Below are 18,672 nucleotides of genomic sequence, written 5' to 3'. Positions count from 1 at the left end.
TTTTAATATAGTACTACTCTTCTACCCTATAGTCATGTGCAGGACCTTTAGCAAATTGTTCAAGTTCCTTAATGACATCATGATTAGCCTCATCTTCAAACTCGAGAGGCTTAATACGCTCCTGTAAGTACTGGAAGCCAGCGAAGAGAGCTGGTACAACAAATACCTGACAGAGTGTACCAATCAACATACCTCCAACGGCAGCAGCACCTAATGTTTGGTTACCATTACGGCCTACACCACTTGCGAACATCAATGGCAACAATCCAATAACCATTGCCAAAGAAGTCATCAAGATAGGACGAAGACGTGCACCAGCACCTAAGATAGCCGCATACTTTATCGCCATACCCGTACGACGGCGTTCAAGAGCAAACTCAACGATAAGAATAGCATTCTTCGCCAACAATCCAATCAACATAATCAAGGATATTTGCATATAGATATCATTGTTATGTCCAAACAGCAAGGTGAAGATGAACGCACCTGCAAGACCGAATGGTATTGACAAGATAACGGCCAACGGAAGGATATAACTCTCATACTGTGCACTAAGAATCAAATAGACAAACACAATACAAAGTACGAAGATCATCGCCGTTGAGTTAGAAGACTCTCGCTCAGAACGTGTCAAACCAGAGAACTCGTAGCCATATCCCTGTGGTAATATCTGCTTAGCAACTTCTTCGGCAGCTTTAATAGCCTGACCAGAAGACACTCCATTGGCAGGTGTTGCACTAACGGCAATAGACGTAAAGAGGTTGAAACGAGTGATATTTGATGGTCCATAAACACGCTTCAACGTACAGAACTCACTCACAGGAGCCATACCAGCCGCTGTACGAACATAGATATTATTCATGCTCGACTCGTCCATTCGACTCTCTGCTGTTCCTTGTATCATCACACGGAAAAGCTTACCGTATGCATTGAAGTTGGATGCGTACATACCACCATAGTATCCCTGCAATACAGAAAGGATAGCTGCTGGAGATGTACCAGCCTGCTTTGCCTTCGCAACATCTACATCGACCATGTACTGAGGATAGTTAGGATTATATGTAGTGAGTGCACGGCTAAACTCTGGACGCTTGTTCAGCGCAGCAATGTAATCCTGTGCTATCTTAAAGAACTTATTCAAGTCGCCACCAGTCTTATCCTGCAAAGAGAAGGAAAGACCATTGGTCATACCATAACCAGGAATCATTGGTGGTGCAAAAGCGATAATCTGTGCGCCCTTGATACTTGAAGTCTGCTTATAAATCATACCCAAAACCATATTTGAAGAAGTTGGGTCAATAAACAGTCCTGCAATACCAGCCCCTTCGAAGACAGACTTAATACGTTCTATCATGCCATATTCACGCTCAGCGAAAGGCTTCAACTTGATAATAAAGGTTGACTGGTTAGAACCCTGCCCAGCCATGAAGTTATAACCAACAATCTGTTCACGACGCTCGATATAAGGGTTACTTGCCAACATCTTATCCACCTGGTCGGTCACCTTCTGCGTCTCTACTTGAGAGGTTCCAGGAGGAGTACTAATCATGACAAATATACTTCCTGTATCTTCGTTAGGTACAAGACCTGTCTGTGTAAAGGTCATTGTCAGAACAAGAGCTATAACACCAAGGACGACAGACACACCTGATATCCAACGATGATTGATAACCTTCTCAACGGTTTTCTGATACTTACTATTAATCTTCTCATACTGAGCATTGAAAGCCATGTGGAACCTGTCTACGCGTGACAGCTTCTTGTGTTCTTCATCATCACCATGAGGCTTCAAGAAAATAGCGCAAAGTGCAGGTGATAACGTTAAAGCGTTCAAAGCAGAGATAACGATTGACACGGCCATTGTTACACCGAACTCACGATAGAAAGTACCTGAGGTTCCGCCAATGAAAGATACAGGAATGAACACTGCTGCCATCACCAAAGTAATAGAGATGATAGCGCCTGAAATCTCGTTCATAGCATCTATGGCAGCTGTCATAGCACTCTTATAACCTAAATCGAGCTTAGCATGAACAGCCTCAACGACCACAATGGCATCATCGACCACAATGGCAATCGCTAATAACAATGCTGACAGGGTTAAAAGGTTGATGGAGAATCCGAACACCCATAGGAAGAAGAAAGTTCCAATCAATGCCACTGGTACGGCAATCATAGGGATTACTGTTGAACGGAAGTCCTGCAAGAAGATATAAACAACGAAGAATACCAGCACAAGGGTGATAACCAATGTGCGAATAACCTCCGCAATAGATGCAAAGAGGAACTCTGTTACATCCTGCTCTATCGTAACCTTCATTCCTGGTGGCATCTGCTTTTGAGCATCAGCCAAGGCTGTCTTCACATCTTCAGCTATCTGAGTAGCATTCGAACCAGCAACCTGGTTGACCATACCTAACACAGCTGGTTGGCCATTGTTACGCATGGCAACAGAATACAGCAAGCCACCTAACTCTACCTTAGCGACATCTCGCAAATGTAAAGTCTGGCCATTTGTATTACTTGAGATAATAATATTACCATACTCTTCAGGCGTTTTTAAACGTCCCTTATATCGCATGGTGTACTCGAATTTAAGCTTGCTTTGCTCACCGAAAGAACCTGGTGCTGCTTCTATATTCTGTTCTGCTAATGCACCAGAAATATCAGAAGGCACAAGACCATACTGCTTCATCTTATCTGGCAGGAGCCAAATACGCATAGAGTAGGTCTTCATACCCGGTGTGTGTACGTCACCGACACCATTGATACGCTTCAACATTGGCACGATATTGATATTGTTATAGTTCGTCAAGAACTCATCATCATATCGTCCGTCATCTGTTGTCAATGAATACATAACAACATTTGAGTTCTGACGCTTTGACACCGTCACACCCGCACGTGTTACCTCAGCAGGCAACAACGCCTGTGCTTGTGACACACGGTTCTGTACATTGACTGCTGCCATATTAGGGTCTGCACCCTGCTTGAAGTAAACAGTAATCATTGCCATACCAGCATTGGTTGCTGTTGACTCCATATAAGTCATGTTCTCAACACCATTGATACTCTCCTCCAATGGTGTAATAACTGAATTCAATACGGTCTGTGCATCAGCTCCTTGATAAAATGTCTGAATAGAAATCGTAGGAGGTGCAATATTCGGATATTGTTCAATAGGCAGTGATATCAGACCAATTATACCCAAAAGGACAAAGAAGATGGATATAACAGTTGATAATACCGGTCGTTTAATGAAATTCGTAAATGTCATAATACCTAATTATTTATTTAGGGTTTAGAAGTATTGAATGAGTTAAGCAATACATCATCGCCTATCATTCAACACTCATCACCTACTTATCGTCGCCCTTCATTGCTTTAAGGAAGCCTGAGGCAGAACTCTGCTTCTCTCCCAATTTCTCTGCTTTCTGAATGGCTTTATCATACTCTGCAGGGGTTAGAGCCTTAATCCATGTACCATCTTCAAGACTTGAAACGCCTTTACTTACAATACGATCACCCATCTTAAGACCACCTGTCACGATATAGTTGATACCATCATTCTGTGGATCAATGCTTATCTCACTATAGCGTACTGTGTCTTTAGCATCAACCTTGTAGACAAAGACCTTATTCTGAACTTGTACGGTAGCCTCCTGTGGTATCAACAATACACGATTGTTAGTCTTTGCTATAACTATCTGACCACTTCCACCACTCTTCAGTAAGTGTTCTGGATTAGGGAAACGAGCAATAACACTTACTGTTCCTGTTGTAGGATCAATAATACCACTGGTCTTAACAACGACTCCTTCATGATTATAGGTTGTTCCATCAGCCAATATCAAGCTCACACCTGGGAAAGACTTGATGGCATTACTCAATCCATTATTAGTACGACTGAGCTTTAAAACATCCGCTTCTGTCATAGAGAAATAAACTTCTATTGAAGAGTTATTGCTGACTGTGGTAACTGGCTGTGCTGAAGAAGCACTTACCAAAGCTCCCTCCTTATATGGGAGGCTACCAATATAGCCTGATGCGGGGCTCTTCACATAGCAGAAACCAAGGTTGTCTTTTGCCGTAGCAAGCATTGCCTGAGCCTGACGAACAGCAGCTACTGCTTGAGTCACAGCTGTCTTAGCTGCGACAACACTACTCTGTGCTTGACTAACAGCCGACTGCGCTGTCTCGTATGCATTCTTTGCTGACTCCAACTCATACTCACCAATCACCTTATTATTATATAGGTTCTTGCTGTTACTATATGTCAAACGTGAAGTGGCAGCCTGTGCGTTGGCAGAATTGAGACTTGCATTTGCCTGAATGACACGAGCTTGTGCACCAGCAACACCACTTTGTGCTGATGCTACCTGTGCCTCAGCTTGGCGTACTGCAGCTTGATAAGTAGAGTTATCTACTACAAATAGCACCTGACCAGCATGAACATACTCACCTTCATGTACATACAGTTTTGTAATAAAACCGCTAACCTTCGGACGAACCTCAACATCCTGTACACCCTTGATGGTTGCTGGGAATGTTGTCTTCAACTGTGCATTAGCTGCACCAATCGTTACTACTGGATACTCATTACTTGTAGGAAGACCCTGTTGGCCTCCCTTACAGCTGGTAAGTAACACTGCCGCTGCTGCAACAGCAGCCAGTAAGACACCTTTTTTCTTCATACCTATAATATTAAATATTCTTTTTCTATATTCTTTCTCACAAATAGTAAGACTCTAACTATGTACCTCTAAGGGGTTTTATCAGTAAGTCTAAGCCCTTATAAAACCAAAACTAAGTGTTTTAGTTTTCGGTATGCAAAGATACACATTTTTATCCATTGACATCGAACAAGCACTTACTTTTTTAACATTTATTATTTATATCAATCCTAACTCTTTTGCTTTTACTTGTAACAAAGCTAATAGTGGCTCACGCTCATTGGGTACCTTATTATCAAGAACAGCATCCTTCAATGTCTTTTTCAGTTCTCCCACCTCTCTACTCGGCTTCAGATTAAACATCTCCATAATCTCATTACCGTCAATACAAGGCTGTAACAAACGCTTATAATCACGGTCTTTCAGGTCTTTTAGTTTCTCACGAACAATACGGAAGTTATCTAAGAAGCGCTGTTTTCGTACCGCATTCTTACTTGTTATATCTGCTTCACAGAGTGTCATCAGGTCGTCTATATCATCACCAGCATCATTCATCAATCGCCGAACGGCTGAGTCAGTCACCTCTTCATCGGCTATGACTATCGGACGCATGTGTAGGTCTACTTGCTTCTGCACATATTTCATCTTACTATCCATCGGGAGCTTCAGACGTCGGAAGATTGTTGGGACCATCTTTGCACCCACAAAGTTGTGGTTATGAAAGGTCCACCCAGCCACTGTATCCCATCGCTTACACTTTGCTTTCCCCACATCATGTAACAAGGCTGCCCACCGCAACCATAGATTATCCGTATGCTTACAAATATTATCCAACACTTCTAAGGTGTGATAAAAGTTATTCTTATGTGCACGACCATTCTTTGTTTCCACAACATCGAGTGCAACAAGTTCTGGCAGAATAAGCTGCAGGAGTCCACAGCGGTATAACTCAATAAAGCCCTTACTTGGAGTTGCCGTCATCATAATCTTATTCAACTCCTCTTCTATGCGTTCCCCACTGATAATCTTAATTCGTTCTGCATTTCGCTCCAAGGCTTCAAAGGTCTCATCCTCTATGAAGAAATTAAGCTGTGTAGCAAAACGAACACAGCGCATCATACGTAATGGATCGTCAGAGAAGGTTACATCTGGATCGAGAGGAGTACGGATAATTCCATCCCACAGGTCATCAATGCCTCCAAATGGGTCTACTAACTCGCCGAAGCGTTCTTTATTCAAGCAAACAGCCATCGCATTTATCGTAAAGTCACGGCGGTTCTGGTCATCCTCTAATGTGCCATTCTCTACTACAGGTTTCCTACTGTCGTGGCTATAACTTTCCTTGCGTGCCCCGACAAACTCCACCTCTAAGTTCTTATACTTTACTTGCGCTGTTCCAAAGTTACGAAAGACTGACAAATGCGCCTTCCTCCCCAAGATGGATTTTAACTCACTTGCAACCTGAATACCACTTCCTACAACCACAACATCAATATCGTTTGACGGACGCTCCAAGAACAGATCACGCACGTAACCACCTACAACATAACATTCTAAGCCAAGTTTATCTGCTGCAGATGAGATGTGATGGAATATGTCTTTATCTATAAGCTGTGCCAATTCGGCATCTGAAAGATCTCGCATAAAATAATGTTATCTTTAATAATAAGAGTCATGCAAAGATACATAATTTCCTTAACTCTCACAAGACTAAAAGTAGGGGAATACGCTTTTTACAACTAACTATTTTCACAATAACGCAAGTTACGAGTATAGATAAGCATGATGTAAATCAAGTAAATTGGTAAAAAGAATACACAACATTCATCTTCACGCTTACAAAAGTGGCCAAACTTAAATGGAAAGTACCATTAGACAAATGTTAATATATCACAACAAAAGATGTTTAATCACGACCAATACGTTAATTAAAATTTCGTTTTAGAAAGTTTCCAATAAGCTTTTTTACTGTTTACAGAAGAATGATTAACTTTGCAACCCACTAAAAAAAGCGACGGTAAAGGACTTGGTAATAAGTCTTTAAGACCGTGTAAAGATAAAATAACCACCGAATACGAATTTGCGATATCAGTACTTAAGGACTCCATCTAACAGAGATATTCAGGAGAAAAGGACTGACGCCAAAGTAAAAGACATAAAGAAGTCGGTCACGGATAACAAAAGAAACAAAAGGAAACTATGATATCCAAAGAGAGTAAATAGGATAACAAAAAGGAGAAAAAATGAAGAAAGTATATCAAAAACCATCTACCCTTCTGGTCAAAATAGAGACAGAAGGTGATTTCTTAATGGATAGTGCGCATGGTACTCAGCACGAGGGATTTACAGAAACTCACGATCCTAACCTCAGAGTTGAAGATGGCACTGATGACGACTCACCATTTTAACCACAAAGGATTAAGCTTATCACAAAACGAACAAAAAATCAAAAAGAATTATATGAAACATTTTAAGGCATACTTACTGTGCTTAGGACTTGCACTTATCACAGTATCATGTTCTCAAGACGACTTCGGAAACAGCGACAGTGACAGTGAGAATCTCGTTGAGATGAGCTTTATTGCAGGATCTTCACAGCCTGTCACACGTACAGTACTTGGCTCAGACGGCGCAACTGTAACTTGGCAAGCAAACGATAAGATTGGTATTGGATTTAAAGGAAACCAACCCAAGAATTATCCTTTCACAACCCCTACCGCAGGAAATGACGTACATTTCTGGGGAAAAGCACCCGATGTCAATAACGTATCATACTTCATGATGTATCCTTATCAGCAGGATGCAAAGATTTCAGCAAACAGTAACACCCAAGCAATATACGAATACAACTTTCCAAAGGATCAGAACGCTATTGCAGGCACATTTGATCCAAAGGCGAATGTATCTGTTGGTATCATTCCACAGCGTGGAAAACCATTCATTGCATACAATGTTGGTGGTTTGCTCCGCTTTACCATCAAAGGAACTTCTGACGTAAAACAAGTGAAACTACTTGCTATTGGGCAGGAGAACCTTGCTGGTAACTTAAAGTCAACCATCACTTTTGCTAATGATGGAAAGATTAGTGCGGCTAAAAACGAGTTCACTACGGCTTCTCCAGTGGTAAACCTCAAAGCCGAGTCTGGCACTCTTGAGGAGAATAAGGCATATTATATAGCACTCCCAGAACAAAAGCTTTCACAGGGCTTGACGCTTGTCTTTATCATGCAGGATGGTAAAGCTATCTTGAAGAAGGTTAAGCAAGAAATCAACATTCAGCGTGCCAAGGTTTACGACCTCGGTGAGATGACGCTTGATGCGTCTAAGGCTAAGGCTTTCATCCTCAAAAACCAGGGTCTGATTGAGGCTGTTGGTGCGAAAGTTTCAGGCTTAACAAGAACCGCAGATGGTCACTTGGATATTTATGCGGCAGACAACTTGGAGAAGATTCTTTCTTACAAGGGAATGTTAGAAGTAAATAACAAAGACAACTTCACATCAATTGATGAGCTACAATACTATCGTAATATTAATGGACTGAACCTTCAAGGTAACAAGAATCTTGCAGGAGAGCTTAATCTCAACAAGTATCCACAGCTCACTGGACAAATAGTAATTAGTGGTAGCCCATTGGTCACCAAGATTAATGTGACTGGATTGGATAAGATAACACAGTTACAAACGCATCATCTGGATGGAATGACAGAAATTGTAACTGGTGGTAACACGAAGCTCAACTTATTCGCATTGTATAATAACAACAGCCTTCAGTCGGTTGATGCAAGCAATATGCCTGCATTATCAACATTACAGACATATTATAGTCCTAATATACAGACTATCAATACCACCAATTCACCGAACTTGAACGACTTTAATGGTCTCTCTAATGGTAGTCTTCAGAGCTTCATAGGGTTGTCAGATAACTCAAAGCTGCAGAGATTTTGGGCTTCAGGTTCAAGGATTGAAAGCTATGACTTCAGTAAGATGACAAACCTAAGGGATGTCAATCTTGCAAGTGCTGCAGTAAAAGAAATCAAAGGACTGTCTGCTGCTGGTGCTAACTTGAAAGAACTTCAGCTATCAAATACACATGTAGGTTCATTGGATGTATCAAACAATCCAAACCTCACAAAGCTTGACTTATATAATGTAAGGGAGATGTCTGCATTGGATGTAACGCATAATCCAAACTTAATATATTTGCGAACAACCTTTATCCCATTTACATCTCTCGACTTATCGAACAATACAAAGTTAGAAGAGCTAAGTATTGCGCATTGTAGATTTTCATCATTTGACATACGTCACATGACAAACTTGGCGAAGTTTTATGCTGGTAGTCAAGAGCCAAATGGCTTCTTAGCAAACATTACTGTCACAATGACTGCTGCACAAAAGGCTAAACTGGAACAAGTAAAGCCATTCAAAGAAAGTGCTAACGATGACAGAGCCAATCACGATGACACTAATAGTTGGGTAAAAGTAGTAGTAGCACCATAAAACTATACTGCGTTTACACATACATCCACAGAGCGGGAATGTCCCTAACAGGCGTTCCCGCTCTTCCGTTTTATAGTCTTTCAAATGGTTTTAGACAAAGTATTACAAAGATAACAAGACTTTTTTAAAAACATCAAATCCGTAGATAAGATTCTGAAAAATCATTACATAATTCCGTATAAAACATCTATAAATAAAGGCAAAAACACTGATAAAAAGTGAGTATACAACCAACAGAAAATCAATTAGTTATAAAGTAGCCCAAAGAAGGTGCCTAATTAGACTCCAAAAGGGCCTTAGTTAGACCTCAAAAGGGCTCCTTCTACAAGCTAATTAGCCGTCTTTTAGAAGCCAAAAGAGCATATATTGGCTTCGAACTGCATAAAATATTTTACAAACATCACACAATAAAGGAAATAAGTTGTTTGCAGAAGACGAATAGATAGGGTATCTATTTGTATTTTACCCTGCAGTTTATCCACCTTTGTGAGACCAACAGATATAAGAAAGTAATACCATACAAGTGTATAACCCTTTATTCTATTCACAACCAATAAACTAATGGAAGAACCTTAAGGCATACGAGTTCTCTCAAAAAGACTTAGGGTTAAGACCCTCAGAAAGCCTTGTAATCCGTCCGAAAGACACGGATCTATCTTCAACACAAAGATTGGCAAAGGATATTCAAGTCCTTGTTGCAATCGCTCACAATGATTTACGAACCAACCTTAAAGACAGGAATAGTTGTTAATTCATTCGTTTATTACAGCGAAATTACGTATTTTTGCAGTCAAATCAATATAAGACTATGGCAAGTCAACTGACAAAGACACAGCAAGAATTTCAAGATGTACTCGCTGAGTGCAGAAGTCTCTTTGAAAAGAAGCTCCATGACTATGGTGCTTCATGGCGTATTCTGCGCCCATCTTCCCTTACTGATCAGCTCTTTATCAAGGCGAAACGCATCCGTTCTTTGGAGATTACGGGTGAGAGTTTAGTAGGTGAAGGTATTCGTCCAGAGTTCATCGCGCTGATAAACTACAGTATCGTAGGACTTATCCAGTTGGAGAAAGGCTTTGTTGACAGCGTCGATATGACCCCTGACGAAGCTTTAGATCTGTACGACAGATACGCAAAAGAGGCCTACGAATTAATGATTAAGAAAAATCACGACTATGGCGAAGCATGGCGCGATATGCGTGTCAGCAGCTATACCGACCTTATCTTGACAAAGATCGAGCGTATCAAAGAGATAGAAGACCTTGGTGGAGCAACGCTTGTTAGCGAGGGTATCGATGCCAACTACATGGATATAATGAACTACGCAGTCTTTGGAGCAATCAAACTACATGAATAAATTAAAGTCCATACTGGTAAACTTAAGCCGCACACTACTTGCTTTGACATTCATCTTTTCGGGCTTCGTCAAAGCAATTGACCCTTTAGGTTCGCAATATAAGATTGCAGAATACTTAGAGGCAGCACAGTTGTCGGCATATATTCCAGACTGGGCACAATTGATTTTATCTGTCGGACTATCAGCAATAGAGTTCACCTTGGGTGTGATGCTCTTGCTTGCTATACGTCGCCGACTCGCCAGCAAGCTATCACTCATCATGATGGTAGTGATGACGCTCGTGACCCTATGGCTTACTGTAAGCAACCCGATACAGGATTGTGGTTGCTTTGGTGATGCCATTCACCTTACGAACACGCAGACTTTCATTAAGAATCTTATCCTCTTGACAGCAGCTATCATCCTTGCATGTTGGCCGCTTTATCAAGTGCGCTTTGTGTCAAAGACAAACCAGTGGATAGCTTTCTATTTCACGATTGTCTTCATTGTCACAGCCTCCACACTGAGTCTTTATCATCTGCCTATCTTTGATTTCCGTCCTTATTACATCGGACAGAATATCAAAAAAGGGATGGAAATTCCTAAAGGGGCTAAGCTAACAACTTATAAGACGACCTTCATTTGTGAGAAGAATGGCGTAACAAAAGAGTTCACTGAGAATGATTACCCTTACAATGACTCTACATGGGTGTTCAAAGATACACACCAAGAGATACTTGAAAAGGGTTACGAACCACCTATTCACGACTTTTCAATTACAGACGAAAAGACGGGAGAGGACCTTACTGACAGCATACTAAACAAGGATGGATATACCTTCCTACTCATTGCCCCTGTATTGGAACGTGCAGACGATAGTAATTTTGGTGAGATAGATGCTATCTATGAATATGCTAAGGAGAATGGATATGGCTTCTATGGATTGACAGCAAGTACGGATAAAGCCGTAAAACATTGGCGAGACATCACTGGAGCAGAGTATCCTTTCTACACAACTGATGGTACAACCTTAAAGACTATCATCCGTAGTAACCCTGGTTTAGTACTGCTTTACAAAGGTACTATCATCAACAAGTGGAGTCATAACGACCTACCCAAACAAGCAGAACTAAACGCACCATTGTCACTCATAGAGATAGGACGCGAACCAGAGAATGAGACATGGACAAAGATAGTACTGATACTTATTTGCTATATCTTCCCACTGACCCTTCTCATTGTTGCAGATCGCATCTGGTCATGGACAAGATGGGTGAGAAAACGGGAGGAATGGCTTAAGCAGAAAGAGCAATGGATAATACAGAAAGAACAATCAAATAGATTATATCAACTTTTAAAACGTAAAAGACAAATGAGAAAGAAAATTGTAGCAGGTAACTGGAAGATGAACGAGACCCTGCAAGAAGGTGTTGCTTTGGCAAAGGAAATTAACGACTCATTGAAGGCAGAGAAGCCTAACTGTGATGTTGTTATCTGTACTCCATTCATTCACCTTGCAAGTGTTGCAGAAGTTTTAGACGCTGAGGGCGTTGCTCTCGGTGCTGAGAACTGTGCTGATAAGGCTAAGGGAGCTTACACAGGTGAGGTTTCTGCCGCTATGGTAAAGAGCACTGGTGCACAGTATGTAATCCTTGGTCACTCAGAGCGTCGCCAGTACTACGGTGAGACAGCAGAGATTCTCAAAGAGAAGGTACAGTTGGCTTTGGCTAACGGATTGAAGGTTATCTTCTGCTGCGGCGAGACTCTTGAGGAGCGCGAGGCTGAGAAGCAGAACGAGGTAGTAAAGGCTGAGCTCGAGGGGTCAATCTTCCACCTCACAGCTGAGGAGTGGAAGAACATCATCTTGGCTTATGAACCAATCTGGGCTATCGGTACCGGTAAGACAGCTACATCTGATCAGGCTCAGGAAATGTTAGCTTATATACGCTCAATCGTTGCTGATAAGTATGGTAAAGAGGCTGCTGAAGACACATCTATCCTCTATGGTGGTAGCTGTAACGCAAGCAACGCAGCAGAGTTGTTCAGTAAGTCAGACATTGATGGTGGTTTGATTGGGGGTGCTTCACTGAAGGCTGCTGACTTCAAGGCTATCATCGACGCTTGGAAGAAGTAATTAAAGAATATCTAAGAGGCTGTATCAATCTGTCACTCGGTCAACAACCATTGGCATCTTTGATACAACCTCTGTTTCACTTATCACAGACTAAAGAATGAAAAGACTCCTTACAATCATAGTTCTTATGCTGACATCCATTGTGGCTGCTAATGCCCAAGGGTCGGTAACGGTATCGCAGAGTGCCGAGATTGACGCATTGGTGAATGGTAAGAAAGCTTCAAAGAAAAATAATAAAGACCGACAGAAAGTAGAGAGTCAAAACGAGACGGCACGTCAAAACATCAAGACACCAGACACGAGACAGCTGACTGTCCCGAAGCTAAACGAGCATAAGCCAGAGATAGCACGCCCAGACAATAGCACCTTACAACCAGTTAGGACCAAGATGGTCAAACGTTTAGTCAGAAGACCGCACGTTCCTTCATGGGATGAAGTAGACGAGACGCGGATTGTGACCAAACGTATTAAGAAAGGAACACAGAAGGTTAGGGGCTTCCGTGTACAGGTTTATAGCGGTGGTAACACTCGTGTTGCTCATCAACAGGCTGACAAGGCAGGTCAGAAAGCCAAGGAGCTATTCCCAGACCAGCCCGTTTACGTACATTTCTATTCGCCCCGTTGGATGTGTCTTGTGGGTAATTTCACAAACTATAATGCGGCTAAGAAGATTATGCGGACACTCCGTACAGAGGGTTATCCACATGCCAATGTCATCCGTATGATGGTAACCATTAAGACATCTCAGGTCGTAAATAACTAAAGGCCCTACCTTTTATTAATAGGGCGAAGGACCAGAACATATACAATTAACAAGAAACTATAATAATATGATTCCTGAATCACCATTCCGAGAAGGGTTAGACGAACTTGCATCACACTACAAGCAGGTGCTTACTCTCTTAGGAGAAGACCCAGAAAGAGAAGGTTTGGAGAAGACTCCAATGCGTGTTGCAAAGGCAATGCAGGTACTTACGCGTGGTTATACACAAGACCCACATAAAGTATTGACCGATGCCTTGTTTGAAGAGAAGTATAATCAGATGGTTATAGTCAAAGACATTGACTTCTTCTCTATGTGCGAACACCACATACTACCGTTCTATGGGAAGGCTCATGTGGCGTATATTCCGAAAGGATATATTACTGGTTTGAGCAAGATAGCACGTGTTGTAGATATCTTCTCACATCGTTTACAAGTGCAGGAACGCCTAACGGAACAAGTGATGCAGTGTATTAATGATACACTGAAGCCACAAGGTGTGATGGTTGTCATCGAAGCAAAACACATGTGTATGCAGATGCGTGGCGTGGAGAAGCAGAACTCTATCACCACAACAAGTGCTTATAGCGGTGTATTTGAATCAAGTAAAACACGTAATGAGTTCATGGACTTGCTGCGTGGTGAGACCAAGAGAATATAATTAAAACACTATTATAAACTTTAAAACTCAAAAAAATGAAAAGAACAATGAAAACAGCCTTTATGGCTTTATGTGCAGTTACAATGTTAGCAGTTACGGCCAGCTGCTCAAGTGACAAAAATGAAGTTGACTATCCCAAGACTACTGAACAAGTTCTTAACCACATGGTAGGAGAATATAAAGGAACATTAGGTTTCTCTACCACGACAGAAACTGGTACAGAAGGAGCTTTTGGACAAAAAATTAGTTGGAAGATAGATAAGAACCACGATATTATTATCGAGAAATTTCCATACGCGACATTAGCAAGTGGTGTCTCAAAACAAGGAGTTGTTGGGAAAATGTCAGAATTATTTCAGACACTTTTAGACGTTAAAGATGCACCTCTTTATATTGTCATGGCAGGTTCAGACATATCCGACAACCGCATGTCATTGAATATAGACCTTCTTTTCTACGCACCACTTTCTGCACCAAATGCAGATTATGAAATAGTAGGATCAATCAAAAAAGCTCAACCTATATCCAAGAGTTACTATAATATAAATGAATCAGAATTATACCTCGAATTTACAGTAGAGGGACTAATTAAGAAACATAAGAATGGTGGAGTAAGAGAATGGCAGAAAGATTTCGACAAGCCAATAACATACTATCTAAGAGCCAAAAAGCAATAAATGTAACTTGTACGAAGCCTATTCAACAGGGCTTCGTACAAGTACGTCAAAAGAAGGAAGAGCATGAAAAGAAATATGAAACTTATAACAATAGCCATTTGTGCACTTGTAATAACATTGTTTGCGGCAAGCTGTTCAAAAGACAACAATATTCCTGACGCAGAAAAGACTGCGGAACAAGCGCTCAACAACATGGTCGGCACCTATAATGGTACTTTGAGAACTGATAATAACACACCCAACTCAGTTTTGACAATAATCACTTGGACAGCAAACAAGAACTCTACTATTATAGTTAACGACTTTCCTTATAATTTGTTAGCGAATGGTGTATCAAAGAATACGGCATCTCCATTGTACACAACCCTGCTGAATGCGAAGAAAGCACCCCTAAAATTCTATATTACAACACTCCTACCACAAGAGGACTACGTGCTTTTCAACTTATCACATAATTTCAAGTTTGATGTAACAACAGGCAGTGAAACCTACGAGTTAACAGGCGTTGTCACCTTTAAGAATAATCTGTTTAATAGTAGCTACACGATGAGTAGATCAGAGATGACAATACAATTCACTATAAACAGCTTAGTGAGAATAGACAAGGCACACGCAACTGCAACTAAACAAGACGACTTTGACACACCTGTCAGCTTTTCTCTTATAGGAAGAAAGATATAAGACAACAACAAGTTCATTAAGGTTTAATTAAGAATAACAGCTAAGAAAGAAATACAATGAAGTTTATTTCATGGAATGTAAACGGGCTTCGCGCCTGCGTAGGGAAAGACTTTGAGCAACAATTCAAGGACTTAAACGCTGATTTCTTCTGTCTTCAAGAGACGAAGATGCAAGCAGGACAACTCGACCTCAGCTTTCCTGGTTATGAATCTTACTGGAATTACGCTGATAAAAAAGGCTATTCTGGTACCGCTATCTACACTAAGCATAAGCCGTTGAACGTCACCTACGGTATTGATATTGATGAGCACGACCATGAGGGACGTGTGATTACACTCGAGATGGATGATTTCTACCTCATAACCGTCTATACACCGAACTCACAGGACGGACTTCGCCGATTGGACTATCGCATGAAGTGGGAAGAAGACTTCCAAGCTTATCTTCACAGACTCGATGCTATTAAGCCCGTTATCGTATGCGGTGACATGAATGTTGCCCATCAGGAGATAGACCTTAAGAACCCAAAAACCAACCACAAGAATGCTGGTTTCACGGATGAGGAGCGTGAGAAGATGACCCAGTTGCTAAGTAATGGCTTCATCGACACCTTCCGTACCCTTTATCCAGAGAAGGTTACTTACTCTTGGTGGTCGTATCGTTTCCGTGCAAGAGAGAAGAACACGGGGTGGCGTATCGACTATTTCCTCATCTCAGAACGCCTCAAAGACCGCCTCGAAGACGCCAAGATTCATACAGAGATTATGGGAAGCGACCATTGTCCTATAGAGATCACCTTGAAATAAGACGCTCGTATGCAGGCCCAGATAAAGACATTACTCTTGATGGCTGCTGTCATGGCAGCCATTATTGTCTATGCTGTTATCCCAACAGAGATAACTATGGGCAGCTATACCATCCGTAAAATTACCCTTGCCAACCTCAGTCAACCACTTATTGAAAAGTCAAAACCCATAAAGCATACCGTTAAGAAGGTGCGTCGCAACCAGACTATCCTTTTTATAGGAGACTCTATGGTCGAAGGACTATCACGTAGGTTGGGTGATTATGCAGGTGAGAACGGCCATAAACTATATACCGTCATCTGGTATAGTTCTACTACTGAACGCTGGGGAACAACCCAAACATTAGAGCACTTCATTGCTGAATACAAGCCAACCTACGTCCTTATCTGTCTTGGAAGTAATGAGTTATTCATCAACGACCTTGCCAATCGCACGCAATACGTACAGCAGTTGGTTAAAAAGTTAGGTAATCTCCCCTTCGTATGGATAAGTCCTTCTAACTGGAACGGCGACACTGGCATCAATGATGTTATAGAAGAGAATGTTGGGAAGGGCCATTTCTTCGACAGTCGTAACCTTAAACTCAAAAGAGGTAGCGACCATTATCACCCTACTTGGGCTGCAGCAGCCTACTGGATGGATACCGCTGCGAAGTTTATTAGGAGTAAGGAGTGTGCCAACCCACTGCTACTTAATAAACCCAAAGCCCATCACAAGGCTACGAATACAAAGCTTTTACAACCTTCCTTCGAGGGCTATTAAATAGGAAAGAAGCAGCACTTAAACGATTGATAGATGGCAGAGATAACACAGCTGACAACCGCCTTATTCGATTTCTTGTCTTCACAAGACAAGAACTGGTCGCTGTGTACATTTCCATTCATGGTTTCCTTCCTTGTTTTCTTCGCTATTTACATCGGATTAAACCGCTATCGACCGATGTGGACTAAGGTCTACATCATTGCTTTCAGCCTTTTCTTTGCTTTCAAAGCGAATGGAATATTGATGTGGCTATTGCCTATCATCACCATTAGCTCATGGTATCTCACTCGCTTTATGATGCGATTAAAACGGGGAAAGGTGCGTAAAATTGGACTTGCCCTCGTCGTTCTGACAGAGTTAATCCCCCTACTCTACTACAAATACACAAACTTTACCCTTGAGATATTCCATGAACTCCTACGTAGTAATTTCTCTCCTGAGAAGATGCTACTGCCTGTCGGTATCTCTTTCTTCACCTTTCAAGCTATCAGCTACACGGTTGATGTCTATAAGGGGCGCTATCCCAAGACGGCAGAACTGATTGACTACGCTTTCTTCCTTACGTTTTTTCCACTCCTTATCGCTGGTCCTATCACCCGTGCTGAGGTATTACTTCCACAGGCCCAAACACTGAGAAATAAGATCGACGACCGCCTTGTCTATAAAGGACTATGGCTCATCATCTGCGGATTAATAAAGAAAGCCCTCATAGCCGACTATATCGCACAATATAATAACATTGTTTTTGATGCCCCAGCAAGCCAAAGTGGCTTCGGTGACCTGATGGGCGTATTAGGTTTCTCAGTACAGATTTACTTCGATTTCGCAGGCTACAGCGACCTTGCCATTGGTGTTGCTGCACTGATGGGATACGAATTAAAAGACAACTTCAGGTTCCCTTATCAGAGTCTGAACCTCACTGAGTTCTGGCATCGTTGGCACATAGCCCTCTCCACATGGTTCCGTGACTATCTTTACATCCCATTGGGAGGAAACAGGAAAGGCGAACTTCGCACCTATCTCAATAGCTTCTTAGCAATGATTGTGGCTGGTCTGTGGCATGGCGCATCGTGGATGTTCATTGTATGGGGCGTACTTCATGGTATTGGACTGGTCATTCATAAGTTCTGTCGAAACAATGGTCTGAATAAGATACCAGATAATAAATACACCAAAACTATCAGTTGGTTTATTACATTTAGCTATGTTTCTCTTGCATGGATATTCTTTCGTGCGGCGGACATGACGACTGCTACGACATTAATCAACAATATCCTGCATACAGTAAGCCTTACAGACGCTTACACCTTCCTAAAGGAATACCCCCTGTGGTTGGCCGTTGTTCTCATAAGTTTAGAACTTCATAGTATTCGAGAGACTGACTATAACTGGCTGCAAAGTAAGTTTATCAATTCTTCATGGCTCGTAAAGCTGTGTATCTTTGCTGTTATTCTGCAGTTGGTAATCAACCTCAGTCACCATAGTATTCAACCTTTCATCTATACACAATTCTAAGTAAGCCCCAAGAGGACCGACAACTATGCCATTATAGTGGCACTTATAGGGCTAAGACCACCGTCTTCAATGGGTCTTCTAAAGGAAGACTATAAGTCACAAGTCCAACAGAAAAAGACTTGTCCCTCCCCTTCTTCAAATTATTTTCATGAAAAAAAATA

General features: G+C 41.6%; 14 protein-coding genes. 11 read left to right on the top strand and 3 right to left on the bottom strand.

The window, feature by feature from the left end; all coding sequences use genetic code 11:
- Positions 1-13: 13 nt before the first annotated feature.
- From HMPREF0666_RS10300 to HMPREF0666_RS10290, 3 genes are all read right to left on the bottom strand, one after another.
- Positions 14-3,277, bottom strand: coding sequence for an efflux RND transporter permease subunit (locus HMPREF0666_RS10300; protein ID WP_009012316.1), 3,264 nt, complete (start codon positions 3,275-3,277; stop codon positions 14-16).
- An 82-nt stretch (positions 3,278-3,359) separates the two neighbouring features.
- Positions 3,360-4,694 (bottom strand): efflux RND transporter periplasmic adaptor subunit, encoded by a 1,335-nt coding sequence (locus HMPREF0666_RS10295; protein ID WP_009012315.1) that lies wholly within the window; start codon positions 4,692-4,694, stop codon positions 3,360-3,362.
- Positions 4,695-4,892: 198 nt separating this feature from the next.
- Positions 4,893-6,317, bottom strand: a complete 1,425-nt coding sequence (locus HMPREF0666_RS10290) for a CCA tRNA nucleotidyltransferase (protein WP_009012314.1) — start codon at positions 6,315-6,317, stop codon at positions 4,893-4,895.
- Positions 6,318-6,916: 599 nt separating this feature from the next.
- On the opposite strand from HMPREF0666_RS10290, the gene HMPREF0666_RS10285 reads away from it, so the two are divergent.
- The 11 genes from HMPREF0666_RS10285 to HMPREF0666_RS10235 all read left to right on the top strand — a co-directional run bounded on the left by HMPREF0666_RS10285 (position 6,917) and on the right by HMPREF0666_RS10235 (position 18,511).
- Positions 6,917-7,081 carry a hypothetical protein gene (locus HMPREF0666_RS10285; protein ID WP_009012313.1) on the top strand — a complete coding sequence of 55 codons (165 nt, stop codon included), beginning with the start codon at positions 6,917-6,919 and terminating at the stop codon, positions 7,079-7,081.
- 52 nt (positions 7,082-7,133) lie between these two features.
- On the top strand, positions 7,134-9,176 hold the full coding sequence (locus HMPREF0666_RS10280) for a hypothetical protein (RefSeq protein WP_009012312.1): 2,043 nt from the start codon (positions 7,134-7,136) through the stop codon (positions 9,174-9,176).
- Positions 9,177-9,984: 808 nt separating this feature from the next.
- Positions 9,985-10,533, top strand: coding sequence for a DUF1599 domain-containing protein (locus tag HMPREF0666_RS10275; RefSeq protein WP_009012311.1), 549 nt, complete (start codon positions 9,985-9,987; stop codon positions 10,531-10,533).
- Positions 10,526-12,646, top strand: coding sequence for a BT_3928 family protein (locus tag HMPREF0666_RS10270; RefSeq protein WP_042856269.1), 2,121 nt, complete (start codon positions 10,526-10,528; stop codon positions 12,644-12,646). The genes HMPREF0666_RS10275 and HMPREF0666_RS10270 overlap by 8 nt, the downstream gene beginning before the upstream one ends.
- A 97-nt stretch (positions 12,647-12,743) precedes the next feature.
- Complete coding sequence (locus tag HMPREF0666_RS10265; RefSeq protein ID WP_009012309.1) at positions 12,744-13,409, top strand: SPOR domain-containing protein; 666 nt, start codon at positions 12,744-12,746, stop codon at positions 13,407-13,409.
- Between the two features lie 67 nt (positions 13,410-13,476).
- Complete coding sequence (gene folE, locus HMPREF0666_RS10260) at positions 13,477-14,070, top strand: GTP cyclohydrolase I FolE (protein ID WP_009012308.1); 594 nt, start codon at positions 13,477-13,479, stop codon at positions 14,068-14,070.
- A 47-nt stretch (positions 14,071-14,117) separates the two neighbouring features.
- A complete protein-coding gene (locus tag HMPREF0666_RS10255; protein WP_232214097.1) occupies positions 14,118-14,747 on the top strand; it encodes a DUF4840 domain-containing protein in 630 nt (209 codons plus the stop codon).
- A 75-nt stretch (positions 14,748-14,822) separates the two neighbouring features.
- Positions 14,823-15,428 (top strand): DUF4840 domain-containing protein, encoded by a 606-nt coding sequence (locus HMPREF0666_RS10250; RefSeq protein WP_232214096.1) that lies wholly within the window; start codon positions 14,823-14,825, stop codon positions 15,426-15,428.
- A 56-nt stretch (positions 15,429-15,484) separates the two neighbouring features.
- Positions 15,485-16,234, top strand: a complete 750-nt coding sequence (locus HMPREF0666_RS10245; protein ID WP_009012305.1) for an exodeoxyribonuclease III — start codon at positions 15,485-15,487, stop codon at positions 16,232-16,234.
- 9 nt (positions 16,235-16,243) lie between these two features.
- Entirely contained in the window at positions 16,244-16,996 is a 753-nt protein-coding gene (locus tag HMPREF0666_RS10240) for an SGNH/GDSL hydrolase family protein (protein WP_009012304.1), read from the top strand.
- Positions 16,997-17,029: 33 nt separating this feature from the next.
- Positions 17,030-18,511 carry an MBOAT family protein gene (locus HMPREF0666_RS10235; RefSeq protein ID WP_009012303.1) on the top strand — a complete coding sequence of 494 codons (1,482 nt, stop codon included), beginning with the start codon at positions 17,030-17,032 and terminating at the stop codon, positions 18,509-18,511.
- The last annotated feature ends 161 nt before the right edge of the window (positions 18,512-18,672 follow it).

Origin of the sequence: Prevotella sp. C561 (genome assembly GCF_000224595.1) — a bacterium.
GTDB classification, from domain to species: Bacteria; Bacteroidota; Bacteroidia; order Bacteroidales; family Bacteroidaceae; genus Prevotella; species Prevotella jejuni.
This window is presented reverse-complemented; position numbering and strand designations above follow the sequence as displayed.

Bases quoted from the DNA above. Each gene is read 5' to 3' on its own strand.
- HMPREF0666_RS10300 (WP_009012316.1), bottom strand. From the start codon at position 3,277: ATGACATTTACGAATTTCATTAAACGACCGGTATTATCAACTGTTATA.
- HMPREF0666_RS10295 (WP_009012315.1), bottom strand. From the start codon at position 4,694: ATGAAGAAAAAAGGTGTCTTACTGGCTGCTGTTGCAGCAGCGGCAGTG.
- HMPREF0666_RS10290 (WP_009012314.1), bottom strand. From the start codon at position 6,317: ATGCGAGATCTTTCAGATGCCGAATTGGCACAGCTTATAGATAAAGAC.
- HMPREF0666_RS10285 (WP_009012313.1), top strand. From the start codon at position 6,917: ATGAAGAAAGTATATCAAAAACCATCTACCCTTCTGGTCAAAATAGAG.
- HMPREF0666_RS10280 (WP_009012312.1), top strand. From the start codon at position 7,134: ATGAAACATTTTAAGGCATACTTACTGTGCTTAGGACTTGCACTTATC.
- HMPREF0666_RS10275 (WP_009012311.1), top strand. From the start codon at position 9,985: ATGGCAAGTCAACTGACAAAGACACAGCAAGAATTTCAAGATGTACTC.
- HMPREF0666_RS10270 (WP_042856269.1), top strand. From the start codon at position 10,526: ATGAATAAATTAAAGTCCATACTGGTAAACTTAAGCCGCACACTACTT.
- HMPREF0666_RS10265 (WP_009012309.1), top strand. From the start codon at position 12,744: ATGAAAAGACTCCTTACAATCATAGTTCTTATGCTGACATCCATTGTG.
- folE (WP_009012308.1), top strand. From the start codon at position 13,477: ATGATTCCTGAATCACCATTCCGAGAAGGGTTAGACGAACTTGCATCA.
- HMPREF0666_RS10255 (WP_232214097.1), top strand. From the start codon at position 14,118: ATGAAAACAGCCTTTATGGCTTTATGTGCAGTTACAATGTTAGCAGTT.
- HMPREF0666_RS10250 (WP_232214096.1), top strand. From the start codon at position 14,823: ATGAAACTTATAACAATAGCCATTTGTGCACTTGTAATAACATTGTTT.
- HMPREF0666_RS10245 (WP_009012305.1), top strand. From the start codon at position 15,485: ATGAAGTTTATTTCATGGAATGTAAACGGGCTTCGCGCCTGCGTAGGG.
- HMPREF0666_RS10240 (WP_009012304.1), top strand. From the start codon at position 16,244: ATGCAGGCCCAGATAAAGACATTACTCTTGATGGCTGCTGTCATGGCA.
- HMPREF0666_RS10235 (WP_009012303.1), top strand. From the start codon at position 17,030: ATGGCAGAGATAACACAGCTGACAACCGCCTTATTCGATTTCTTGTCT.